Origin of the sequence: Spiroplasma endosymbiont of Othius punctulatus (genome assembly GCF_964019505.1) — a bacterium.
Classification (GTDB): Bacteria; Bacillota_I; Bacilli_A; order Mycoplasmatales; family Mycoplasmataceae; genus TIUS-1.
The window spans coordinates 291,087-316,974 of record NZ_OZ026449.1 but is presented as its reverse complement, the minus strand read 5'-3'; the positions used below and the strand labels follow the sequence as shown (position 1 = coordinate 316,974).

The 25,888-nt window shown below is 29.9% G+C and carries 23 protein-coding genes; 4 read left to right on the top strand and 19 right to left on the bottom strand.

All coding sequences use genetic code 4. The features are described from left to right. Nucleotides 1-14 precede the first annotated feature (14 nt). Both AACL07_RS01500 and AACL07_RS01495 read right to left on the bottom strand, forming a co-directional pair. Complete coding sequence (locus AACL07_RS01500) at nucleotides 15-428, bottom strand: iron-sulfur cluster assembly scaffold protein (RefSeq protein WP_338984045.1); 414 nt, start codon at nucleotides 426-428, stop codon at nucleotides 15-17. A gap of 8 nt (nucleotides 429-436) precedes the next feature. Continuing rightward, nucleotides 437-1,642 carry an aminotransferase class V-fold PLP-dependent enzyme gene (locus AACL07_RS01495; protein WP_338984043.1) on the bottom strand — a complete coding sequence of 402 codons (1,206 nt, stop codon included), beginning with the start codon at nucleotides 1,640-1,642 and terminating at the stop codon, nucleotides 437-439. A gap of 87 nt (nucleotides 1,643-1,729) precedes the next feature. Here AACL07_RS01495 and AACL07_RS01490 point away from each other — a divergent pair, with 87 nt between their 5' ends. From AACL07_RS01490 to AACL07_RS01480, 3 genes are read left to right on the top strand one after another with little or no spacing between them, the layout of a single operon-like run. After that, a complete protein-coding gene (locus AACL07_RS01490) occupies nucleotides 1,730-3,997 on the top strand; it encodes a hypothetical protein (protein ID WP_338984041.1) in 2,268 nt (755 codons plus the stop codon). 1 nt (nucleotide 3,998) lies between these two features. Beyond that, nucleotides 3,999-5,708 (top strand): lipoprotein, encoded by a 1,710-nt coding sequence (locus AACL07_RS01485; protein ID WP_338984039.1) that lies wholly within the window; start codon nucleotides 3,999-4,001, stop codon nucleotides 5,706-5,708. Continuing rightward, entirely contained in the window at nucleotides 5,708-6,109 is a 402-nt protein-coding gene (locus AACL07_RS01480; RefSeq protein WP_338984037.1) for an HIT family protein, read from the top strand. Before AACL07_RS01485 ends, AACL07_RS01480 begins: the two co-directional genes overlap by 1 nt. 39 nt (nucleotides 6,110-6,148) lie before the next feature. Here the strand turns inward: AACL07_RS01480 and AACL07_RS01475 are convergent, their stop codons facing one another. The 12 genes from AACL07_RS01475 to AACL07_RS01420 form a co-directional block, all read right to left on the bottom strand. Then, complete coding sequence (locus tag AACL07_RS01475; protein ID WP_338984035.1) at nucleotides 6,149-7,132, bottom strand: 3'-5' exoribonuclease YhaM family protein; 984 nt, start codon at nucleotides 7,130-7,132, stop codon at nucleotides 6,149-6,151. Next, nucleotides 7,125-7,793 (bottom strand): copper homeostasis protein CutC, encoded by a 669-nt coding sequence (locus tag AACL07_RS01470; RefSeq protein ID WP_338984033.1) that lies wholly within the window; start codon nucleotides 7,791-7,793, stop codon nucleotides 7,125-7,127. Before AACL07_RS01470 ends, AACL07_RS01475 begins: the two co-directional genes overlap by 8 nt. A gap of 37 nt (nucleotides 7,794-7,830) precedes the next feature. Further along, nucleotides 7,831-8,976 (bottom strand): methionine adenosyltransferase, encoded by a 1,146-nt coding sequence (gene metK, locus AACL07_RS01465; RefSeq protein WP_338984031.1) that lies wholly within the window; start codon nucleotides 8,974-8,976, stop codon nucleotides 7,831-7,833. Between the two features lie 201 nt (nucleotides 8,977-9,177). Then, nucleotides 9,178-9,993, bottom strand: coding sequence for an SPE_1075/MLC_0560 family membrane protein (locus AACL07_RS01460; protein ID WP_338984029.1), 816 nt, complete (start codon nucleotides 9,991-9,993; stop codon nucleotides 9,178-9,180). Nucleotides 9,994-10,059: 66 nt separating this feature from the next. Continuing rightward, nucleotides 10,060-10,845 (bottom strand): TIGR00282 family metallophosphoesterase, encoded by a 786-nt coding sequence (locus AACL07_RS01455; protein ID WP_338984027.1) that lies wholly within the window; start codon nucleotides 10,843-10,845, stop codon nucleotides 10,060-10,062. A 4-nt stretch (nucleotides 10,846-10,849) separates the two neighbouring features. Continuing rightward, nucleotides 10,850-11,161 carry a YlxM family DNA-binding protein gene (gene ylxM / locus AACL07_RS01450; protein ID WP_338984025.1) on the bottom strand — a complete coding sequence of 104 codons (312 nt, stop codon included), beginning with the start codon at nucleotides 11,159-11,161 and terminating at the stop codon, nucleotides 10,850-10,852. Further along, the gene (gene ftsY / locus AACL07_RS01445) at nucleotides 11,154-12,476 is read right to left on the bottom strand and encodes a signal recognition particle-docking protein FtsY (protein WP_338984023.1); all 1,323 of its coding nucleotides are present in this window, start codon (nucleotides 12,474-12,476) and stop codon (nucleotides 11,154-11,156) included. The genes ylxM and ftsY overlap by 8 nt, the downstream gene beginning before the upstream one ends. 1 nt (nucleotide 12,477) lies before the next feature. Further along, a complete protein-coding gene (gene phoU / locus AACL07_RS01440) occupies nucleotides 12,478-13,170 on the bottom strand; it encodes a phosphate signaling complex protein PhoU (protein ID WP_338984021.1) in 693 nt (230 codons plus the stop codon). A gap of 9 nt (nucleotides 13,171-13,179) precedes the next feature. Then, a complete protein-coding gene (gene pstB, locus AACL07_RS01435; protein ID WP_338984019.1) occupies nucleotides 13,180-14,013 on the bottom strand; it encodes a phosphate ABC transporter ATP-binding protein PstB in 834 nt (277 codons plus the stop codon). Next, entirely contained in the window at nucleotides 14,006-16,096 is a 2,091-nt protein-coding gene (gene pstA, locus AACL07_RS01430) for a phosphate ABC transporter permease PstA (RefSeq protein WP_338984017.1), read from the bottom strand. Before pstA ends, pstB begins: the two co-directional genes overlap by 8 nt. Before the next feature lie 39 nt (nucleotides 16,097-16,135). Then, nucleotides 16,136-17,227 carry a phosphate ABC transporter substrate-binding protein gene (ptsS, locus tag AACL07_RS01425; RefSeq protein WP_338984015.1) on the bottom strand — a complete coding sequence of 364 codons (1,092 nt, stop codon included), beginning with the start codon at nucleotides 17,225-17,227 and terminating at the stop codon, nucleotides 16,136-16,138. 14 nt (nucleotides 17,228-17,241) lie between these two features. After that, nucleotides 17,242-20,193 (bottom strand): AAA family ATPase, encoded by a 2,952-nt coding sequence (locus tag AACL07_RS01420; RefSeq protein ID WP_338984013.1) that lies wholly within the window; start codon nucleotides 20,191-20,193, stop codon nucleotides 17,242-17,244. Nucleotides 20,194-20,338: 145 nt separating this feature from the next. Here AACL07_RS01420 and AACL07_RS01415 point away from each other — a divergent pair, with 145 nt between their 5' ends. Next, nucleotides 20,339-21,571 (top strand): replication-associated recombination protein A, encoded by a 1,233-nt coding sequence (locus AACL07_RS01415; RefSeq protein ID WP_338984010.1) that lies wholly within the window; start codon nucleotides 20,339-20,341, stop codon nucleotides 21,569-21,571. Nucleotides 21,572-21,627: 56 nt separating this feature from the next. Here AACL07_RS01415 and rnc read toward each other — a convergent pair whose 3' ends face one another. From rnc to AACL07_RS01390, 5 genes are all read right to left on the bottom strand, one after another. Next, the gene (gene rnc, locus AACL07_RS01410) at nucleotides 21,628-22,326 is read right to left on the bottom strand and encodes a ribonuclease III (RefSeq protein ID WP_338984008.1); all 699 of its coding nucleotides are present in this window, start codon (nucleotides 22,324-22,326) and stop codon (nucleotides 21,628-21,630) included. 1 nt (nucleotide 22,327) lies between these two features. Next, the gene (gene plsX / locus AACL07_RS01405) at nucleotides 22,328-23,326 is read right to left on the bottom strand and encodes a phosphate acyltransferase PlsX (RefSeq protein ID WP_338984006.1); all 999 of its coding nucleotides are present in this window, start codon (nucleotides 23,324-23,326) and stop codon (nucleotides 22,328-22,330) included. A 40-nt stretch (nucleotides 23,327-23,366) separates the two neighbouring features. Then, nucleotides 23,367-24,437 (bottom strand): aminopeptidase P family protein, encoded by a 1,071-nt coding sequence (locus AACL07_RS01400; RefSeq protein WP_338984004.1) that lies wholly within the window; start codon nucleotides 24,435-24,437, stop codon nucleotides 23,367-23,369. 92 nt (nucleotides 24,438-24,529) lie between these two features. Then, nucleotides 24,530-24,838: a hypothetical protein gene (locus AACL07_RS01395; RefSeq protein WP_338984002.1), complete on the bottom strand. Its 309-nt coding sequence runs from the start codon at nucleotides 24,836-24,838 to the stop codon at nucleotides 24,530-24,532. 88 nt (nucleotides 24,839-24,926) lie between these two features. Continuing rightward, complete coding sequence (locus tag AACL07_RS01390; protein ID WP_338984000.1) at nucleotides 24,927-25,883, bottom strand: hypothetical protein; 957 nt, start codon at nucleotides 25,881-25,883, stop codon at nucleotides 24,927-24,929. Between the last annotated feature and the right edge of the window lie 5 nt (nucleotides 25,884-25,888).

Below are 25,888 nucleotides of genomic sequence, written 5' to 3'. Positions count from 1 at the left end.
GCATATATTATATATTAATATGATTTATTAATATAGTTATTGAATGTGTTCATTGTTAAAGTTGCACATGTCTTTCTACTTCTTTGATTTTTAATTTCTTCAAAAATGATTAACTCACCAACTATTTGTTTATCAAATGCTTCATTGTTAATCATTTTTAGATATTCTTCAGCAATTAATTTACATTCATCAATTTGCTTATTTGTAAATATCTTACAAATAATATTTGCATTAGATGTTGAAACTGCACACCCATCTCCTAAAAAGGTCATTTCCTTTATAATTAAACCTTTAACATTAAAATATAAAACAACATCATCATTACATGATCTTGATTTATATTCTTCAATGACAATATTTGAACCTCTTAAATCTCTTTTGAATTCTGGGTTAGTATAATTTTTTAGCATTATTTCTCTGTTGTTCATATTGCCCCTTAAATTATGTACTCACTTCATTTATCTTTGTCTTTAAATGCTTCAATTAATTTATCAATATCTGCTTTTGTATTTACTATAGATAATGTCGCTCTAACTGTTGTTTTGCTATTTGTTAATTCTTTAGTCAACTGAGCGCAATGTTGTCCCGCGCGAGTAATAATTTGATATTTTTTTTCTAAAAATATTGCAAAATCTTGTGAGCTTACACCTTTGATGTTGAATAGTATTGATGACTGATTATTATCTAGATTATAGATAATAATTTCATCGTCATTTAGTTTGTTAAATTCACTAACAAAATATTTTTTCAATTTTAATTCATAACTTTTAATGTTATTAATATCTGTTTTTTGATATCAATCTAATAACTTATCGAAAGCATAAATTGAACTTAAGTTCATAGTTCCAGCTTCAAGTTTATGTGGTCCATCTGATAGTTGAAATGAATTTCTTTCAACACTAACTATGTTACCACCACCAAGTACTAGTGGTTTTAATCTGTTTAAAATTGTGTCTTTTGCTCACAAAATACCCAGTCCAAATGGCCCGTACATTTTGTGTGTTGAAAAAGTAATTGCATCAACTCCCCATTCAAAAACATTAATCTTTTCATGTGATATTGATTGAGCACAATCGATAAAAATTAATGTATTTTCATTTATTTTTTTGATTTCTTCTACTATTTTTTTTACATCATTTTCATATCCAAGTGTGTTAGAAATGTGGGCAAAAGATACTATTTTTGTATTCTTATTAACCACTTTATTTATGCTTTTGATATCAATTGTTCCGTCATTATTTAAGTCAAAATAATTTAGTTTAGCACCTGTTTTATTTGAGATTTCAATTCATGGAAGCAGATTTGAACTGTGTTCTACAGCAGTAACTACAACTTCATGTTTGGCATTAATTTCTTCAATTAAACCGAATGCTAATTGGTTTGATGCATATGTTGTTCCAGAAACAAAAGCCACATTACCCTCTTTTGTATTTAAAAATTCTTTAACTTTTACGCGTAAATTTTCAATTAATTCATTTATCTTAGATGAACTTTCAGACACTTCGTTGTGAGTGTTTGTGTTGAATTTTGTTAAAAATTCAATTTCAGATTCTACAACAAGATCTAACTTCATAGAAGTTGCACCACTATCAAGATAAACCATTTTATTGTTGAATGATTTTTGGAATTCTTTTTTGAACATTTACCCTCCTAAATTGAATTGGTATTTGTGTGTTTAATCTATATATAATTGTATATAATATTTATGTTTATACGGAGATTTATATTTATGAAAAAACTAATGACACTTCTTGGAGTAGTCTCTCTATCAGTTGCACCGGCTGCAATTTTAATTTCATGTGCCAATGGTGACGAACATATTAATTCAGATGGTAATTCAATTATCTTAGAATACGGAAAAGAAATTGATGGTGAGATGGTTCTTGATTCTGGAAAAATTTTAGAATCAATAAAACAAAAACCAGGATTTAAAAACAAAATATTACAAGATGTTTTAGAAATTGCAAACCACTCTTTTTTGAGTAATCTTGAATTATTTTTCAATATGGAAAAAGATGACAATGGTGTAATTGTTGGAGATGGAAAACCTAAGAATACAGATTTTAAACTTTATGATGACTCTACTTCAGCTACTTTGAGCAATGTTTGAAGCAACGTTAACGAATCAGTTGACAAACAAATTAAAGATGAAAAAGACCTACTTGAAAAAGATCATGGTAAAAAATGAGAGAAAAAATGAAAAGAACAACTTGTTGCAAAATTTCCTAATTTCCAAAAAGGTGTTGACGATGCTGACCTACCCTTTTTAGAAAGCAAATATAAAATGTCTCTATTAATTGATGGTGACGATAATGTTGAATCAAGAATTCAAAAAGTTCTTATCGATAATTACCATAGTGGTGTTAACCTTGTTGGTGAAAAAGAACTAGATTCGATTTGAAATAAACATAATGATTTAATTAAAGACGACGTAGAAAAATATAAAAATGAAATCAAAACACCAAGTAATGTATTAAACAGAAAAGAATTTGTTCAATTGTTTAATTCAAGTAAATCTGAAGTTGGTGAAATGAAATCTGTAAAAAATATTGATGTTGATTTTGACACAATGTTTGATGTTGTTGAAGGTTTCAAAGGTGCAACTCACGCTGTTCCAGACGAAGTAGATAAATTATCTGTTACTGGTAATGGCACAAGCATTAATGGTATTTTAAGTAATTCTCAAAATTATTTTTTAGGCGATTACTTTGCAACTAAAGCTCCCGTTGTTATAAGTGAAGTTAGTTTTGCATATACAGCCGGAACTGAGTTTGAAAAAGGAATTAACAGTAAAAGTATAAGTAACATTGGTGCCGGAGAAGATGCTACAAAGTTAAATAAATTTTTAGCAGATATTGAAGTGAGAGCCACAAACAATAAAGGTTGAGCTTCAATGATCACTGATCCTGATTTTTCAAGTGACTATGGTGGTACCGTTACAAAGGCTGATAAAATTATAACTATTGATGGTGAACAAGATTCATATTTAAAATCTGTTGTTTACGACGCTGTCTTAAACGGTGGAACGGGTCAAACAATTACTTCTACACCTGCTTACGAAGGTGAGAACGATGGCGTTAAATTTATTGAAAAAATAAATAGAGTAACTGATGAAAATATGTATGGTTCTGTTGGATCAAATCCAAACATACTTGTTTATGCAGATGCAACTGGTATTCACTTTATTTATGTTCACGGAGCAATAGAACAAGGTAAAAGTAATGAAGTAATCGAAAGACTTGAAGAGATGGAGTCAGACAAAGTTTCAAAAGAGCTACTTGCACAACAAATGGCACTATTCAATTTTAATAAGTTAGATTCTGCACAAAAAATAGATGCAGTTTATGATTATGGTGTAGGATCCGGAGAAGTTAATTCAAACTTAAGTGGAATTAATAAAACAATTGAAAACGAATATGCTAAATACCTAATAAATAACTCATTAGTAGCAAATGAAACAGGAAGCTTTTCTACTTACGACGTTATTGGTTCAATGAAAGACTGAGCAAAAACAAGTTCAACAAATACTGAAGGGTCTTTAGATGCTAAATTAGCAATTTATGATTACTTTAAGTCATTAGTTGATCCTGAAACAATTGAAGGAAAAGACGGACAATCTTCTGATGAAAAATTCATAGATATCTTCTTTGACTTTGGCGACAAGAACGATACTCCTGAAGAACAAGAAAATAGCAAACAGTTATTAAAAGATATTGCAAAAATGATCGAAACTCTACGTTTGGGTTCTGATGTTACTTCAGCCATGACAATGGAAAAACAATATCGTGAATTAGTGAAGACTATTGATTCAATTAAGGATTCCTCTTCTACAACACTTAAACCTCCAAAAGGTAAATTCACAGAACCTTTTAGCGCTCCTGATATGGTTAAAAAAATACAAGAGAAATTTATTTTAATTACACCCAACGCAAAGTTTGAAATAAGTGAAAGTTACTACAACTATGTTGTGGACTACACTTTAAAAGGAGGTAACTAATATGAAAAAATTATTAGCTATTTTAGCAGTATCAACATTGACAGTCACTTCCGCTTCCCTACTTGTATCATGTACAACAGGATTACAAAGGCAAGATAAACTACAATATGATTTTGACACTTTGAGAAAAATAATCTTTGAAATTACCGGAGAAGACATCAAGATGAATCTTGGTGATTATCTTAGTGAATCAGAAGTTAATGAAGTTATTCAATCAACATTAGATTCTACTTTGGGTCTGCAATCAGCATTTGAAGATACAAATTCTAACTTGAAACTACTAAAAACATCAGACGATGACAAAGTGTTTGTAGAGTACGAGAAAGCAGCAGATTTTAAGGATGCTTCTTATGATCTCCAAGCAAACTCTATTGCACAAAAGAAATTATTTAAAGAATACACAACTTCTTTATCAAACAATGAATCATTTGATTTCCAAAAATTAATGGATGGATTTGGTTTGAATGTAATTAATGATATTTCAGTTAAAGACTTTAGTGGTAATCCAATTGATGTTAAGTCTGGTGATCAAGTATGATTCAAAAACGAAACTGATGAAGAAGTCCTTTGAATAACAAGTGTTGAAATTCCTAATGGTTCAGAAGTTGAATCTAACATTCCTACAATTCAAACACTTACAAAAGAATTTGAAGTCGATAACCGTGGAGCACAATTTGTGATAAAAAGTGAAGATGGTGCAAAAAGAGGAGAAGTTTCTGCTCAAACCGCCCTATCTTTAAGATTCCAAGATTACTTTGAAAATCAATTAAAGGCAGATATTGTTTCAGATGTGATGGTTATGAGTCACATGAATACTAACATGTTCAGATTTAGAGGCACTGATGCTTACATTGATCCAACAAATTCATTCACAAAAAAACTTCAGGATTTTAACAATTCAAGTGAATGAAAAACAAATGTTAGAATGGTGTGAACAATTAAGTACAAAAAGTTTGCAACAGCAGCTGATAACGACAAGTTTTGAAATGAAATCAACACCCAAAACCAGGAACTTAAGAATAAAGAAAATCCAGCAACAATTTTAGAAGCTGTGAATAAATTGAATTCGTTAATTACTCCTGAAAATTTAATTTTAGATGATAGTTCATATGATTCATATTTTGGATTATCTGGTTATCAAGGTATTAAGTTTGACGGTTTCGGAGAAGATCCGACTTCAGGAAAATCATGAGCTGATAAAGTAAACTCACAACAAGATGGACCTAAAATTATTTCAAACACTTCTACTCAACCAGGGTTTGATGTCGAGAACCCTAATTACAATGAAATTGCTGTTGTTTTACCTGTCTATTTCATCGAACTAATGGCTGGAGCAAAATCTAAACCGGAAGTTGGTTATGCTGATGCCACATCAGTTTATTCACTATCTGACGGTGCCGGTAATTCGAAAAATATTAAACTTGGTAGAGCTGGTCAAACAGGTGACAAAGAAGATATTTTAAGTACTTGAAGCAATAAACACGTAAACACAAAAGGTTCAACGGATGTTAGAGCAACATTATCTGAAAACTCAAATAGAGATAACTTTATTAATGAATTATTATACATGGCATGTACCGATGCAACTTTTGTTGACGCAGCTAAACGCGACATCTATTCTAGGTATTTAGACAAAGAACAAATATACTATTCAGGTATTTGAGACATGGTTAAAAAATACATTGATGACGAAGAAGACGAGGATATGTAATGAATTGTTTGTTTTGTAAAATTATAGATGGATCAATTAATTCTAAGAAAGTATATGAAAACGAATTTGTGTTCGCCTTCTTAGATGTTTCTCCTGTAAGTTATGGTCATACATTGGTTATTCCAAAAAAACATTTTGAAAACTTTAGTGAATGTGATGATCATTATTTGAGTGAAGTAAGTAAAGCCTCGAAGCATGTGTCAAATCTATTATCTAATTCAATTGATAATATTCAAGGTTTTAACTTTGTATCAAATCAAGGTAGTGAGGCATTTCAAATGGTATTTCACTTTCACCAACATGTGATACCTAAGTACAAAAAAACTGAAGGCTTTGTTACTAAAAATAATATTGTTGAAAAAATTGATATTGATAAATCATTTGAACAAATTACAAAATAATAAAAACAACACAATTGAGTGTTGTTTTTCTTTGCGGTTTTAATTCTTTTTATGTTTTAAGAATTGAGCACCCTTCTCTGAAGGAATACGGGCTGTGAAACTTCCTGTTTCAATTCTATCTAATTCTGAACTTACCTTGTTTAGTCTTGCATCAATGTGATCTAATGATGAAACAATGATTGCTTCAATTAATCTTGGTTCAATTGGTGAACCATATTCTAATTGACCATGTGAAGCTATAATAACGTGTTGTAGTTTCATTACGTCTTCATTCATTGTTGTGTCTTTAGGTTTGATGAAACCAAGCTCTAATGCAGTTCTATATACAAATTGAGAACCAATTGAAATATGTCCAATTAGTTTTCCATACTCAGTATAGTCAGTTCCTTGTTTGTCTTTCATTTCAATTACTTTTCCAAAGTCATGCAATAATGCCCCAACATATACTAGTTCTCAATCTATGTTTTGAGAATAAGCATAAACTGGTTTAATACCTTTAGCCATATCATATAATGAAATACTATGTCATAGTAAACCACCAACTAAGTTATGATGCATAAACATCCCTGCAGGATAGTTTATGTATCTGTCTTTGTGTGCATTTAACAACTTAAGTGCAATCTCTCTATATACTTCGTTTTTGAACCCTGTGATGTCTTTTATGATTCTGTTGAATTCTTTTTCAACATCCATTTTTACTTTGCTTTCAAAAGTATCAGGATCAATCTTGTTTGCTTTTAGTTCTTCTGGTGTAACAATGGTTGCTTTATTTATTTTTAATTGGATTACACCTTTATATACTTTTACATCTGCTTCAACTTTAACTAAGTTATTAACTGTTAAAGTTTCTGCATCTGCTTTAGTTGAATTTCATAATCTTGATTCAACCTTTGAAGTATCATCAATGAAGTACACAATTAAATAATCACTACCGTTTTGTCCAGTTGATTGAATTGATTTTTCAACTTTAGCAATGAACTCAACGGCGTTAAGTTCTGAATTTATTTCTTTTAATTTAATCATTATTTGAAAACTCCTCTTTGATTTTGTTTGTTTTCTCAACATCAATGTTGTTTAAGATTTTGTTATCAATTCTAGCTAAACTACCAATGTGTACATTTTTTGAAATCTTAAATGCATCAAGATAGTTTGTCTGCTTAATTCCACCACCGATTAAAACTTTTGGTCCATTTAATGAAACAAGTTTTTTTAGTGTTTCGATTCCATCTTCAAACTTATGACCAGCTGTAGTTAACACATTTGTAACTTTGTTTTTTTTCAATATTTCATATGATTTAATAAAATCATTTGTATAATCAAAAGCCTTGTGGAATGTAAGTTCTAAATGTCCTTTAGCTGCAACTACACGTTGTAATTGGTCTTCATTGATTTCATTATCTTTTGTTAAACTTCCAAAAACAATTCCATTTGCTTTTGTAGTTTTAATAAATTCAATATGTTCTAATATTTTTAAAAACTGTTCTTCGTTGTAAACAAAGTTTTCATATCAATCACGAACGATAACATTAACTGGTTTATTTATGTTATCTGTGGCTTCTTTAATGAAATCATATGATGGTGTTAATCCATCAAATTCCATTACTGCTAATTCTACACGATCTGCTTTTGTTTTATTGATAAACTCAATATCTTCTTTTCTTGCTACTATTACTTCTAAAATCATAAATATCCTTTGTTAACTTAATTTTAAATCATTTTAATTACAAATAATTTTTTAACTCATTTACTTTGTCTAATTTTTCTCATGAAAAACCATCTTTTCCAAAATGTCCGTAAGCTGCGGTTTTTTGATATATTGGTTTTCTTAGGTCTAGTGTTTTTAAAATTGATGAAACACTAAAATCAAAAACATTATTAACTGCATCTAAGATAACTGATTTCGATACTTTTTCTGTACCAAAAGTTTCAATAAATATTGAAACAGGTTTTGCGACCCCAATTGCATATGACACTTGAATTTCAACTTTATCAGCTAACCCTGAAGCCACAATATTTTTTGCGGCATATCGACACATGTAAGCAGCACTTCTATCAACCTTAGTTGGGTCTTTTCCTGAGAATGCGCCACCACCATGTCTTGCATAACCACCATAAGTATCTACAATTATTTTTCTACCAGTTAATCCAGTATCACCTTTAGGTCCACCTATTGTAAATATTCCTGTTGGGTTAATTAACACTTTAAAGTCTTCATTCATATTAAATTCTTTTGCCACAACTTTCATTATTTTGTTTGTAATAAAGTCAGCAAACTCTGATTTGTTATATTTTGAATCATGTTGGATAGACATTAAAATATTATCTATTCTTGGTTTGTTTGGGTTTGTATAGTCAATAGTAACTTGAGATTTCATATCTGGTTTTGCTCATTTGAATTCTTTTGTTTTTCTTAACTTTGTTGCAAGATAAACAAGTTCGTGTGATATTTGAATAGCCAATGGCATATACTTATGTGTTTCATTTGTTGCAAACCCAAACATAATACCTTGATCTCCAGCACCTAATGAGTCTTCATCTTTTAAACCAGCTGCGATATCTGAAGATTGTGTATTTAATTTAATTTCAATATTCAATGTTTTTCAATCAATTCCAAATTCACTATCATCATATCCAACTTTTTTGATTACCTCACGAACTATGTTTTCGTAGTTAACTTTTGCTTTAGTAGTAATTTCTCCACCAACAACCAAGTAGTCATTGCATGCAAAAGTTTCACAAGCAACTCTAGAATATTTGTCTTCTTTTAAACAAGCATCTAATATTGCATCAGATATTTGGTCACACAATTTATCTGGGTGACCTTCTGATACAGATTCACTTGTAAATAATATTTTGTTTTCTGTCATAATTTTTAACTCCTTAAATAGAAAATAAAAACGTTCTATATTCAGAACGTTTATAAGATGTTTATCTCATTGATGACATGGTCGTGCCCTATTTAAGCACCCATCCAACTGGGTTGCTACTACATCGTCAAGTTTTTGTTCTCTAGGTAGTTCTGAATAAGTTATTTAATTTTCTTTAATTATTAAAACACGAAAATTAAATTATTGAGTATTTAAATTTTGTAGTTTTGTTTTGTAATCTTCGATGTTTCATACTTTATTTATCTTTGGAATAATTAAACCAACTATTGGTCCAGTTAGGATTACAAAACAAATAGATCCAAAGTTTAGGTAAGTTAACATGAAATCACCTTTTTGACTTCAAGTTAATCCATTGGCCAATATAAATATAAACCCTGGAAATGTAATTATAAGATCAGCTACAATACGGGCAACATTATATTTTCAACCTGTAGCTTTCATTAGGTATGTACAAATTGTATTGTACGGTCCACCAAGTATTCCAGACATTACTCAAAACGCTACACCAAATACATAAATACTATATGCCCCAATAAAAATTCAGTTTCTAGCACTAGCATTATTTATGTTTGCAATTGCATCTTGTGGAATATATAACCACTGCATGTTAACCATTTGCGGTAAACCAAATACAATAATTAAATCTGCAAGAATAATAATTGTTAAGTTTATTCAAGTCATTTTATTTTTATTTTCTTTTCAGTCTTTAACTGAAAAGATTAAACCAAATATTAATGCACCTATTAAAATACCCACAAAATATAAAGTTAATAAATTTGGATAATATCCAAGATCAACATTTGAATTATCACCCACTACACCATGTAATGTTGATATGATTGCAAATATTGAAAAGTCCATATGACTAGCTCCAACACTTGTTGGAGTGTATATTGCAATACCTAAAGTAAATAGATATAAACCCAAAAGTAAGAATGCAACTTTTACCAAATAGTATTTTCATAGATTTTTAAAGTTTAATTTGAAATCTTCCATTTTTTCCTTGAGCTAAATTCTTGTTTACTTGCTTTTATTTTAACAACTACAAAATAAAAATGTAAATTAGACATTTACATTTTTTAAAAATATTCTTTTGATTTCTGTTGGTTTAAATGTTTTGTTATCAATCTTGATAACAACAGCACAAAATTGTCCTGCACCATCAGCTGTTCTTAGCCTAATTGGTAAACCTGATTTTTCTCTAAAGATAACTTCTTTAGTGTTAGCACCAATGATTGAATGGAATGCTCCAGTTAATCCAATGTCAGTAATGTATGCAACTTTACCATCAATGATTTGATCATCAGCTGTTTGAACATGTGTATGAGTCCCAAGAACTGCTGTAACCTTATCTTTGTAATTATGTGCAAAGGCAAGTTTTTCAGATGATGCTTCACCGTGAAAGTCAACAATGTGAATGTCTGATTTTTCTTCTTTTTCTAAAATTTCATCCATAACTTCATAGAAGTTATTTGTGTTTTGATTCATAAATGTTCTACCTAATAAATTAGACACACGAATCTTTACTCCAGCAAAGTTAACTAAAACAGTTCCTTTACCTGGTGTAAATTTATTGTAGTTCGCAGGTCTTAGGAAATCTGATTTTTCTTGTAGCAATTCAAATGCTTCATAGTGATCAAATGTATGGTTCCCACCAGTTACAACATCAACGTTGTTGTGTTTTAAGAAGTTGTAGTGTTCACGTGAAGTACCTCTACCATTAGTTATGTTCTCTGCATTACAGATAACAAAACTAATTTGTTCAACTTCCATTACGTCTTTGATAAGTTTTTCGATCATTGCACGACCAACGTGGCCGTATACGTCACCGATTACTAGTATGTTCATAATTTTATAACTCCATGATCTTACTTTTAATAAGGTCTATATCTATATCGTCTTTTAATATTAAATCTTTTATAGTGTTTATTTTACTATTAAACATAAGCTTTTCTTCTACGTTTTCAAGATATTGTGTAGTTTTTTGTAAACTATCATAAACGGCATTTTTTGAAATACCAAACTCTGTTGCTATTTCAGTTAATGAGTAGTTTTCAAAATAATACATTTCAAAATAATCACGTTGTTTTGGTGTTAACAATTCTTTGTATAAATCAAACAGTTGATTTACATCATCTGTTTTTTTTAAGTCAATATTACTCATCTTCATCCTCATCATCTGAGCTTTCCATAAAGTCTCTAGTTAGTTCATAGACATATTCATCTAAGCTGAATTCTACTAAATCATTTACTGTTTCACCAAGTCCGATAAATTTAACCGGGATGTTTAATACGTCTTTAATATTTAATGCAATTCCACCTTTTGAAGTTGAATCCATTTTAGTAAGAATGATTCCTGTGACAGCAGCCACTTCTGCAAACTGTTTAGCTTGTATTACACCGTTTTGACCAGTAGTTGCATCAATTACCATCAAACACTCATGTGGTGCTTTAGAAACGGTTCTTTTGATGATTTTATACATCTTCTCTAACTCAGCCATCAACTGAGTTTTGTTTTGTAATCTACCTGCTGTATCAATTAGTAAAACATCGTATTTTTCATCAATCGCTTTTTTCATACCATCATATACAACTGAAGCTGGATCAACACCCGGTTTAGATGGTTTCAATAAATCAACACCAGTTAGTCTTGTAGTAACTCAACCTTCTAATTGTTCCACTGCACCAGCTCTAAAAGTATCGGCCGCTGCGATTAAAACTTTTTTCCCTAATTGAGCATAGTTGTTTGCAAGTTTTGCAATTGATGTTGTTTTACCAACTCCATTAACACCCATGATCAAATAAACATTTAGCTCACCATCTTTATAATGCATTTTTGAATCATATCTTCCTGAATCATATGCATCATAAATTTCTTCTACTAAAATTTCATTTATAGATTCTGGTGTAGCATTTGGTTTAACTCTTTTTTGAACACGGTTAGAAATTTGTAAAACCATCTTTACACCCATGTCAGTTTTAATTAGTACGTCTTCTAATTCTTCGAAGAATTCACTATTTATCTTTTTGTATTTCTTGGATAGTTTCTTAATATCTTTTGAAAATGTAAGCGCAGACTTAAGTTGTTTTCTTTCGATCTTTACTTCTTTCTTTTCTTTCTTAGCTTTTTTCTTTAAATCTTTTAAGATTTGTTTTTCAGTTTTTTGAATTAATTCAACTTTAGGTTGTTGCGCTTCTTTTTTAACTTCAACAATTTTTGGTTTGGGTACTTCAACTCTTTCAATTACAGGAGTTGGTTCAATTGGTTTTGGTGATTCAATAACTGTTTCGACCACTACAGGAGTTGGTTCTACAACAGTTTCGACAATTGGTGTTGGTTGAACAATTTGGGGCTCAGATTCAATTATTTTAGGCTCTTCGACAATTTCAAAAGATTGAACATCTTGCTCAATCTTTTTTTCTTCTGTGTGAGCTTCTTTATTGAATACTCTTTCTTTTAATTTCTTTCAAAATCCCATTTTATTTTTTGCTTACTTTAACTTCTTCTACAATAGCTTTTTGAATTTCATCAACTTTACCAGTTTTGATAAATCTAATTGATTCTTCAATTCCCAATAGATATTCACCTACATGTTCTAAATCTCTTAAACGACGAACAATTCTAAATGTTTTTACTATTGATTCTGGTTTGTTATTTTTTGAGACATTTTCTACTAGTTTATTGTATAACTCATCAAAGGCTTTTGCAATGTTAAGTTGTTCTTGGACCGCTTTGATTGCTCTATCTTCGTATGGATTTTCAATGTGTGTTGCCACTTCATTAAACATTTTTGTTACAGTATCAAAGATTGATGAGATGTACTCTACATCAATAGTTTCTGGTTTGTATTTTACAATATATTGACAAATGTGTTTTGCCACATCAGCTGTACGTTCTAAATCACGAGCAATCATAATTGATCCAATTGCAAGTCTTAAATCAGATGCTACCATGTGTTGTTTTGCAATTTTTCATTGTGCTTGTTTTATAAAATCATTTTGTAGTTTGTTAATTTCTTTATCTTTTTCAATTACTAATTTACATTTTTCTACATCTTTTGTAATAAGAGATTCAAATGTTAATTTAAATTGATCTTTTGTTTTTTCAATCATTGAATTAAGCTCTTTTTTGATTTGCTTAATATCGTTATCTAAAATTTTATTAAATGACATTCTATCCTCCTATCCAAATCTTCCAGAAATGTAATCTTCTGTTCTTGTGTCTTTTGGGTTTGTAAATATTTTTTTAGTTCTATTATGTTCAACAAGGTCACCACTTAATAAGAAAGCGGTAAATTGAGAAACACGTGCAGCTTGAGCCATTGAGTGAGTAACTATTACTATTGTGTATTCGTCACGTAACTTTAAAATAAGTTCTTCAACTTTCAATGTTGCAATTGGATCTAGTGCACTTGTTGGTTCATCCATGAGTAACACTTTTGGTTTCATCGCTATTGCTCGTGCAATACATAATCTTTGTTGTTGTCCACCTGACAGACCTAATGCTGAATCATTTAAGTTATCCTTAACTTCTTCTCATAGTGCTGCTTTTTTTAATGAGTCAACAACAATTTGGTTTAATACTTTTTTATCTTTGATACCTTGGTTTTTTGGACCAAATGCTACATTGTCATAAATTGAGAATGGGAATGGATTGGCTTTTTGAAATACCATTCCAATTTCTCCACGCAACTTAGTTACATCAATTGTGTCTTGTAAAATATTTTCATTGTTGAAAACAATTTCACCAGTTATCCCTGCGCCTTCAACTAAATCATTCATTCTATTTATATTTCTTAATAAAGTTGATTTACCACATCCAGATGGTCCAATCAATGCGAGACATGTATTTTCTTTTACATCTAATGTAATACCTTTTAAAACATGTTTATTTCCAAAGTTGTAGTAAAAGTTAACATCTTTAATTTCTATAATGTTTGGCTTTTGTGACAACCTTAATTTTTTAGGTTTTTTACCAGCATCTATATTGCCAGTTATAATTTCTGTACTATTCATCTTGAACCTCCTTGTAAATTTCTTTTATTACTTTTTTACGTTCTTTTGATTTTTTGATATTTTCTTTTGTATGTTTGAAGTTAAAAACTGTACTTCATTTTTTGACTCTGTTTCAAACTTTTTTACTCAACCTTACAAGTCATTTAAACTTAACAAAGTTTAAAACATTCTCTGCATTTTTCATTCATATTTGATCAAACGATGATTTTTTAAATTCAGGATTAAACCTTTTTGCAGCGTAAGCTGATAACGCATTTAAAGATAGTATAAATAATAAAGTTATAAATGATAGTTGGTATGCAACTTTCATAGCAGCCGCATTCGAACCTTCTTGAACTAACATGTATATTTCTGTTGTAAGTGTGGCTCCTGGCGACATAAACCCTTCTGATGGCATTCTCACAACTGTACCAAGTGTTAGGTATACTGGAGCCGATTCTCCAACTATTCTTGCAATAGATAAAATTGTTCCTGTTAGTAATCCTGGCATAGCATTTGGAATAACTACTAAGAATACCATTTTAGATTTTCTCATCCCCATTCCATAAGCTGCTTCTCTATAAATGTTTGGAACAGATCAAAGCGCATCTTCAAATGAAATAATAAGCGATGGTAATATTACCATTGTCATAGTCAGAGCTGACGCCATGATTGATAATGGTATTCCCATTATTTGAATAAACATTGTTAGCCCAAAGATACCAAATACAATTGATGGTGTTGACGCTAATATGTTTATTGAGAACTTAATAACACGTGTGAATCTTGATTTATGATTTGAATATTCATTGAAATATATTGCAACAAATAAAGCTAAAGGAATTGCGATTACTATAGTTGTTATCACCAATAACAGTGTCACAAATATAGTTGCAAATATTCCAGATTTTTGACCTTCAATATGGACCATAGCTCCAAAACTAAATCCAATCAATCCTTGAACTATAACGGCTCCAATTACTCAAATTGTAAATGACATAATAATTGCCACAGAACAAATCATAAATGCATTAAATATAAATGATTCAAATTTCTTGTAACCTCTATTGTCAGTTACAGATCTAATTAATGTTGACAGTCTTGAATCTTCAATGCCACCTGTTGTTTCTATGTTTTTGTATTTATAATTCTTTGTATTTGTCTTTCCATGTTTAACATTCTTTCTTGTACTTGCTTTTGAAATACCAAATACAACTAAGTTAATAATAATTACCAAGAAGAACAACACTAATCCTATTGCATACAATGCAGATTGGTGAGTTGAACCACCATTCTCTAACATCTCTAAACCAATTGTTCCCGATAGTGTTCTAATTGATGAAAAGATAAAACCAAAGAATCCATCACTTGTGTTTAGCCCTGAAGTTGAGTTTCCAGCAATTAATATAACCGCCATTGTTTCTCCAATGATACGAGCCATACCCATAATGATTGCACCAATTATTTTTGGCATCGCACTTTTTAGTACAATTTTATAAGTTGTTCTTTCTTTTGAAATACCTAACCCAACAGATGCAAACCTGTATGAATCCGGCACTGCTTCAATTGCGTTAATTGATAAAGTAATCATTGTTGGTAAAGCCATAAACGCAAGCGTTGTTGAGGCCGTCATCATGTTGTAACTTGAGTTTGCACCCATTGCGACATAAATTGGCCCAATGAAATCAATTGCAAATAGTCCGAACACAACTGATGGTATTCCTGCCAACAATTGAATCGTTGTTATTACAACTTTTTTAGTTGAGTTATTTAAATATTCACTAATAAATAGTGAAGAGAATATAGTTAGCGGAACCGCTATCAATAATGAAATAAATAACATCATCATTGTTGATAGTATTATTCCCCCTATTCCATAATCTCCAGCATCTGGATTTCACTCATCTGTAAATAAGAAATCTCATATTGAAATTTCCCCACCTAGGAATCCAGGTGATGATTGAAAAATAATGAAACCAATTAACACAGCTAAAATAACCAATACTAAACTAGTTACACAAATGATTGATCATTTGAATACTTGGTCCCTCTTAGAAAAACTTTGCTTTGGCATATTGAATTGTGAATTCTTTTGTTGGTTCATTTTTTATCCTTTAATTACATTTTGGTACTTCTACTTTTTTTAATCATTTGGTATTAGATCGTATTTGTGATACTGTACTTTTCTCACTAACCCTTCTTCTTCGTAAGCACTATTAGCTTTTTCAGTTATTAGAAATTCAACAAATTCAAGTACTGAATTTGTCTTTTTATTTTCAGAATCAAACAGCATTATGAACGGCCTTTTTAGTTCGTAGCCTGCATCTGATTTAATATGTTCCTCGTTTTTAGATTCACCAGGTTGAATTGTTCCGTCATCATTTAGCACTTCAATAAATTCGTCTTTACTCAATCTCTTGTTATTAAATCAAGGGGTTTGTAAATTATTGTTCTCACTATTTTTGTAAAATCCATATGACACATAACCAAATGAACCTTTTGTATCTCTTAATTGAGTAATCATTGAACCATTTGAATTGGCAGTACCTGAGTCAATGTCTTCAATTTCAAAGAAGTCATCAAATGCAGATCTAGTACCTGAACCTGACTCTCTTGAAACCGGCATCAATAATTCGTTGCCATGGTTAAAATCTTTTATTTCAGGATTTAATTCCTTTACAAAATCCGCTCACATATAATTTGGGTTTGAATAAATTTTTTTAACAATTTTTTTATGATCATCCTTATTGAAATCAAAATTTATTGAGTTTGCAATTTCAGGATTTTCAATAAATCACTTTGGAGGATTATACATAATTACAATTGCATCAATTGCAAACTCCATTGCATTAATCCCTTTTGTTTTATTTACTTCATTTCTAAAATCATTGAATGTTTTTGTATCTTCAAACTCATTATCAAATCCTTGAATATTAGAAAAATCACTCCCCGATGAGAGAGTGTTTTGTTTTACTTCTTTTGAAATCATTCCTGCTGAATACGTTCCGTTTTCTACAGACTTGACTCCATTTTGAGAACCATTTGAATTATAAATAATTTCATCACTATGTTTATATTCTTCACCAAATTTTTTTGTAGCAATTTGCATAAATGGATTCACGCTTGATGAACCACCAAAATAAACAAGCCTACTTGGCATAGCTAATGATCATATAAAAATTGAAACAATAGAAGTTACTATTATTACAATTAAAATGATTGTCTTTTTTTTCATTGTGTTTTTTCCTACTAATTTGCACTAGTCAATTCTTTTGCATCAACTAATTTGATTTGAACAATCTTAGTGATACCTTTTTGTTCCATTGTTGCACCAAACAATACATCACAGTTTTCCATTGTTCCTTGACGGTGTGTAACAATCATAAACTGTGTATTTTTTGTAAATGTCTTAACGTGTTTCGCAAAACGTTCAACGTTCGCAACATCAAGCGGAGCTTCAACTTCATCTAGAATTACAATTGGTAATGGTTTAACTTTTAATATTGAAAATAAAACCGTTAACGCCACAAGTGATTTTTCACCACCAGACAATAGATTAAGATTTGAAATCTTTTTACCTGGAGGATTAACCTTTATGTCAACTCCAGTTTCTAACATATTGTTAGGGTCTGTGTAAAAAACTTCAGCTGTACCACCACCAAATAATGTTTTAAATGTTTCTGGAAGAGCTTTGTTTACTTCTGTAATAACTGAAGTAAATTGTTCAACCATTAAAGTGTCCATACCCTTTATGGCTTCTTTAATGTTGTTTAGACCTTCCAAAATATCTTTAACTTGTTTTTGGTATTCTTCATATCGTGAATTCTCGTTTTCATATTCTTCAATTGAATCTAAGTTTACATTTCCTAAATCTTTAATAATTACACGTAGTTCTGCAATTCTAGCTCTAGTTTTTTCTTCATTACTAATTGAAGGTTGTTCTAGCGTGCTTGCTGTTTCAAATGTTAAGTTGTAATCTTGAGCAAGTCTTTGCAAAGAGTTTGTTTTTCTTTCAGTCAAAATAGATCCATCTGTATTCATTGAAGACATTTGTTCTTTTAATCTATCAAGCATTTGTCTTTGTTCCAAAATTTCAGTATTTAGTTCACTTTGCTTTCCACTGTATTTTGCTTTAGTGTTTCTTAGAATTGTAATTTTTTGTTGTGCTTGAGTTTTGAAATTTTCAAGTTGTCCAATTTTTTCGATTGTTTCAATAATTTGAGAATCAATCGATGTTTCGTTTAGTTTTTCATTACCCAACTGTTTACCAGTTAAGATACGATATTCTTCACGTAGTCTTTCTTCACTTACTTCAAGACGATCTTGTGTTTGTCTTGAAGTTCCCATTGCAGATTGTGTACCTGTGATTTCTTCGATTGTTAAATCAATTTGAGATGACAATTCAAATATTTGAGATTTAAGTGAACTTTCTAATTCTTCTTTTTTGTTTTTTTCTTCAGTTAACTTTTCAATTTCTTCCATTGGATTATATGAAAGTTTTCTAAAGTTCCTTTTACCACCAACAATTGCTCCATTTGGTAATATTCTTTCACCATCTAATGTAACAATGTTATATCTTTGGTTAACTAGTTTTGATGCACTAACTGCATTATCGTAGTTATCCATAATAATTGATGTTCCACATAAATAATCAACAACATTTGTATATTTCTTTTCAATGTTTATTACATTGTTTGCAAAAGAAACAAACCCTTTTGCTTTTTCAATTGCAAACTTAATATCATCTGGAATTCTATTAATTCTAATATTGTCTAATGGTAAGAACGTTGCAAATCCAACATTATTTTGTTTTAAGAAATTTACTGCTTGTTTAACAATACGAGTATCAGTCGCTACAATGTTTTGAGCTGATCCAGAAATCAATGCAGATATTGCAGTGTCATATTTATCTTCAACTTTAATCATGTCTGCAACAGTACCAATAATACCTGGTAATGTTTTTTTGTTTTCGATAATAGCCGCAACCCCACGGTGCATACCATCTCTTTGATGAGAAGAACTTGATTTGATTTCGATAGTTGACTCTAATCTTGAAAGTTGTCTTTTGACAGATTCCAATTCATTGTTTAGGTCGAATCTTTTTCTAGCGATTTCTTCTTTAAGTGCTTGCTTTGTATTTTTTTCTTCAATTAATAATTTGTAGTTTTCTTCTTCTTGGTTTAACTTTATTTGAATTTCTCTAACTGAATTTTTGATGTCATTTATTTTGTATTCTTCTTGGTTTAAGTTTGTTGTATTTTTCTTTGACTCAAGATTGATTTTCAAAACTTTGAATTCACTTATTTTTTCAATTGATTTTGAAAACTTAACATTAAGTAATTCTAACTGGTTTTCTGTTTCAAAACTTTTAGCATAAATACTATTGTATTCATTTTGTTTTACATCCAAATCTTTTTGGATGTCAGAAATTCTAGCTCTAATATCTGATGAACTATCTTTGATTGTGCTTAATCTTTTTTCATACATTTCAATATCTTTTACTAAAATAGCAATCTCAATTACACGTAATTCATCTCAGTTAATTTTGTATTGTTTTGCTTTTTCAGCTTGTCTTTTTAATGTCGGAAGTTTTCTTTCGATTTCATTTACAATATCGTTTACACGCATTAAGTTTTCTTCAGTACGAATTAATTTTCTAACTGATTCTTCTTTTCTTTTTTTGTAAATAGAGATACCGGCTGCATCATCGAAAATATTTCTTCTTTCTTCTGGTTTAGCTTCGGCAAATCTAGAAATTGTACCTTGTGAAATAACTGCCAATGATGATTTTGTGATACCAGTTTCAATAGCGGCTTCTTGCACATCTTTTTGTCTCACACGTGCTTTGTTAATAAAATACTCTGAGTCTTTTGAATCTTTGAAGTACTTACGAGTTATTGACACTTCATCAAAATCTAAACTTTTAAATATTCTTTTTGAATTATCAAATGTAATTGTAACTTCCGCTATGTTTAAAGCTTTACGAGATACTGAACCAGAAAAAACAACATCTTCCATGCTTCCACCACGAAGTGATTTAGGTGATACTTCACCAAGTGCTCACCTAATCGCATCAGTTATGTTTGATTTTCCACTACCATTAGGGCCAACGATTCCAGTCATTGAATAATCAAAATTTAATGTAGTTGTATCGGCAAATGATTTAAATCCGCTAGCTTCAAATTTCTTAATAAAGATCATATTGGCTCCTATGTTTTGTCCTCTTTATTATATATAAATATGGTCTTTTATGTATAAAAAAATGCCAATCAGAAATACTACAATATAGTACATTTATTCACCATATTGGTTTAACATATATTTAAATTATGACAAGGAAAACACAATGCAACCTTTAGCTTACTTATTAAGACCAGAATCTGTAAAAGATATTATCGGACAAAAACACATACTGAATAATGACGGTTTAATTACAAGAATGATAGAGAAACAATTTTGCTCTTCATTAATTTTTTATGGACCAAGTGGAACTGGAAAAACTACTTTTGCAACCGCTCTTGCAAAAGACTTGGGAATTAAATACGATATGTTTAATGCATCTTATGACAAAAAAGAGAAATTAAATAAGATTATTAATTCTGCAATTGATGAGGAAAACTTTATTTTAATAATTGATGAAATTCATAGAATGAACAAAGACAAACAAGATATCCTTTTGGAGTACATGGAGAAAGGAAATGTTAAACTTTTTGCAACAACTACTGAGAATCCCTATTTTGTAATTAATCCCGCAATTCGTTCAAGAGCAAATATTATTGAATTAAAGCGCGTAGATAAAGATGACCTATTTACTTACATTAAAAAATTAATCACAGAAAACAAAATGGATTTAAACATTGAAGATGAAGCATTAAGTTATTTATGCGAAATATCTTCAGGTGATGTTAGATCTTTAATTAATAGTTTAGAACTATTTTTAAAACTATATCCAAGTGAAAAAATTAACATAACTAACGTTATGAAAATCGTACCTAATGCTAAAAACCCAAGTGGATCTTATGGTGATGATTTTCATGATTTAAAATCTGGATTACAAAAATCAATTAGAGGAAGTGATGTTGACGCTGCTCTGTATTATTTTGCAAGACTATATGAAATTGGTGATTACGAAACCCTAATGAGAAGAATGGTTATCATGGCTTATGAAGATATCGGAATGGCTAACCCAGCAATTCCCCCACGCGTTTTACAAGCAACAAACGCATTTAGACAAATTGGTTTTCCTGAAGGAATCATTCCTTTAGGATTAGCAATTGTAGATATGGCGTTAAGTGAAAAATCTAACTCAGCTTATTTAGCAACAGCGTCTGCAATGAAAGATGTACAAGATGGTTTAATCTATGATGTACCCGATCATTTAAAAGATGCCCACTATAAATCAGCAACTAAACTTGGTAGAGGTATTGGATATAAATATGCTCATGATTATAAAAATGATTGAGTTGATCAACAATATCTGCCCAACGAAATTAAAGATAAAAAATACTATAAAAACAAAGATCATTCAGTTTATGAAAAACGAGTTTATGATTTGTATCTAAAAATGAAAAGCAAATAAAAACACTCACTTAATTCAACTAGTGAGTGTTTTTATTTGTTAATTAGTATTGTCTTTTATCCTTTTTTCATTTTAGAAATTGCTGATTTTGCAGCTAATTGCTCAGCAGCTTTTTTATTCTGACCCTCTCCGGTTCCGTATATTTTGCTTCCAATCATTACAGCTACTTTGAAAGTTGTTTGATTGTAATCATTAGTTACTTTGTCAATAACTTTATATTCCAATTCATTTCTATTATCTAATTGAATCAATTCTTGTAATTCAGATTTGTAATCATGAGTTTGTTCAATAAAGTGTGTTACATTATCTACTTTAAATAGTGTTTGTTCTAATCAACTATTAACTTTTTCTAGACCTTGATCTAAATAAATAGCAGCAGTTAGTGATTCAAAAACGTCACATAACATTGATGCCTTTTCATGACCTTTGCTATTTATTTCGCCAATACCTAATTTGATGTATTTACCTAAGTCTAAGTTTTTTGCAACAAACGATAACGACTCTTCACGTACCATTGCACTTCTATATTTTGTAAGAGAACCTTCATTAAATGTTACAAAGTTACCGAATAGGTATTCACTAACTTTCATTTGTAAAATGGCATCACCTAAAAATTCTAATCTCTGATATGTTTTTGAGTTACCTGTTTCATTTGCTCATGAGTTATGAGTTAATGCTTCATCGTACAAGTCCATATCTTTTATTTCAATGCCTAAAGAAGCCATCAACTCTTTTAATGTTTTAATTGAATCCATATTAATTACCTAATTTTTCCTTCATCTTAGCTAAAACTTCTGATTTAACTGCTTGATGTACCATTCTGATTGTAGCTTCAAATCCAACCTCATCAGAAGAACCGTGCGCTTTAAATGCAATTCCATCAACTCCTAATAAAATTGCTCCACCGTATTCCCTAACGTCCATTTGTTTTTTTGCACCTCTAAATGCAGGGATCAATGGGATAGCAAATATTTTTCTTATTATATTTTTTTTAACATGTCCACTAACAATTTTTGAAACAGACTTTGCTGCTCCTTCCATTGTTTTTAACATTACATTACCTGTGAATCCATCTGAAACAATAATGTCCGCTTTGTTTGTAAAGATTTCATAACCTTCAATGTTTCCAATGAATTTAATATCAGTTCTTTCAATTAATAATTTGTATGTTTCAACTTGTAAAGGTAATCCTTTTGATTTCTCTTCACCAATATTTAGTAAACCAATTCTTGGGTTCTCGTATCCAAGAATTTCTTTCATATAAATATTTGCCATTAACGCAAAGTTAACAAGATCTTCTGGTGAATTTTCTAAGTTAGCTCCAACATCTAATAAAGCAGTTGCTCTACCTTTTACTTCGGTTGGAATAATTGGCATAAATCCTGGTTTAGAAATTCCTTCAAATTCACCTAAAACAAAATGACACCCTGCGATGTAAGGTCCTGATGCTCCAGCAGTTAATGCACCATCGACTACTTTATCTTTTATAAGTCTTAATGCAACTAACATAGAAGCGTCATTTTTTCTTCTAACACTTAATATTCCGTCACTCATTTCTATAACTTGAGTTGCATTATGAATAACAATATTACTTCCATTATATTTGTTTGAACTAAGTTCTGTTTTAATTATTTCTTCTTGTCCAACTAAATGTAATTCAACATCTTTATTTTTCTTTAAAAAATTTAATGCTGCTTTAATTGCTATCTTAGGTCCATTATCTGAACCCATTACATCAAATGCTATTTTAATCATTGTTACCTCTTGTCCTTTAATTATATATATTAAATGCTACTTATCCTTTTATATGTATTAGCTCACGTTTTGAACTTGTTAAAAATTCACAGCCATCTTTTGTAATCAAAAGATCATCTTCAATCCTTACTCCACCAACTCCTGGAATATAAATACCTGGTTCAACAGTCACAACCATACCGGCTCTTAATATTTCGGTTTGGTTTTTAGCATTGTATGGCTCTTCATGTATCTCTAATCCAAGTCCGTGACCTGTTCCATGCGTGAAGTATTGTCCATATCCTTTTTCTGATATGTAATCAAAACAAGTTTTATGAATATCTCCAACTGATATTCCATCTTTTAAAGCGTTTACACCTTGTTGTTGAGCATCAAATACTATTTTGTATATCTCCAACAGTTTAGGGTCTATTTGAGCTCCTAAAGCAAACGTACGTGTTTGATCTGAACAATATCCTTTAACAGTACATCCCATATCTAAAGTTACAAAGTCACCGATCTTTAATTTTCTATCACTTGGTTTTGCATGTGGCATTGAGCCATTAATTTCTCCGCTAGCTACAATTGTTTCAAAACTCAGTTTTTCTGCTCCAAAAAGCAAAAATTCATTGGAAACAAATCTAGATAAATCTAGTTCAGTCATCCCTGGTTTTACAAACTTTAATACTGATTCAAATACCTTGTTAGTGATGTCACATGCTTTTTTGATTTGTTGAACTTCTCATTCGTCTTTGATCATTCTAATTTTTGAAGTATCTACTTTTATTAAAGTTGCATTAAATGATTTTGTTCAAGAATCAAATTGATTTAAAAATATTCAATCTGATTCAATTATTAATTTTTTGATTCCTAATTGTTTTATTAAATCATTAATTTGTTTTGTGGCATTACTCATATTTATTATTTCATCGACGTTTGTTATTTCTTTAGATTCAACAGCCATTGTGTGATATCTACCATCAACTAATAAATATGTTTTATTGTTAAAAAACAAAACGTATCCAAGAGAAGAATTGAATCTTGTTAATCACAATCTGTTTTGCGGTGAGTGAAGTAATATAGCGTCAGCTTTATTTTCTTTTATCAACTTGTTTAAAATATCTTTTTTCATAATGTTTATTTTAAACCAAAAATACGTATTGACAATGGCTCAGTTAATTAAAAAAATTAAATAAAAAAAATAGTTCTAAAACTATTTTTATATTATTGAACTAAACCTCTTTTAGCTCATTTTTCAGCTGAAGTTCCATTTCCACGTACTACTGAAACAAGGTCAATGATTCCTCAAATTCCAAATGTAAGTACTCATAAGAATTCCATAATTAGTACGAAGATACCATGTATTAATATGTTGTCATTGTTGTTGTAATTTAAGTTTGCAACTTTATGTCCAAGGTTTTGTTTTCCCATTAAGAAGAAAACAAGCATAACTATTTGTCAAATTCCAATTGTTACAATTGTTAGTAATCAGTTTATTATATTTTTGATAAATCTAGGTAGAAATCCTGCCATTTTATTTTTTTCCTTTTTTTATTTATATAAATATTATATTTAAATGAATAAAAAAATACAAGATAATACTTGTATTTTGGAAAAAATATTAAGACATTTTTGATACAAGTTCAAGGTATTTCAATGGTTTAACCATTGAACTTTCAATGTATAACATAATTTGGTTTAACATCTTGTTATCGTTTGAAGATAATCTATCAATATCTTTTGACGCTATCTCTTTTGCTCTTCTGTTATTTTTTATAACAGATCAACTTTTGCCAAATGATAATTCACCTTCTCTAACTTGATATGCATTTTCATTTATTTCTTCTGCATTAGTTATAAATAATTCAATTTTTTTTGGTGTAAAAAAATTAAATCCATCCTCTTTTGAGGCATTGATATCAAATTTTTTATTAAACTCAATTGACTCAGATGCAAATTTATTTAACTTACCTTCTGGTGTATTACCTTTTTTAATTTCAATAGTACCTGTTAGTCCAACTGATTTGATTGAAGAAGAAACATTTAGAGTTGTATCATAGTAATAATATGTTCTTCTGCGGTTTCTTCTATTTGAATTAATTGCAAGAAAATCTCTACGTGTTTCTTTTCTTATTACAGTAGTTGTATCACATAAAAATTTTTGACCACTTATATCTAATGTAATTCCAAGTGCTGCTAGCTTTTTAAATTCTATTCTGTCAATTTTAATTTCAGGATTTAGTGAATTTAAATATTCTTCAAAATATTTTTGTAATTGTTCTCTAACTTTTAAAGTGTTTTCTTTTGTTGTAAGTTTAGACTTAGCAACTTGTGATATACCAAAATATAATAATCCAAGTGCAACGACTAACCCCACCGTAAATGAAACAACTATTCCAACTTGGCTATCTGTGTTGAATGCAAATGTAATTGATCCAACAATCATTATGGCAGCAACCGCTAAAGATCCTCATCCCAAGATTTTATGTTTTAAATTTTCTTTTGATTCATCTTTTAAATCAGACTTAATGAAGTTAGCAATATTTTGTTTTAAAATATCTCTTTGTTGTTCTTGCATAAAAG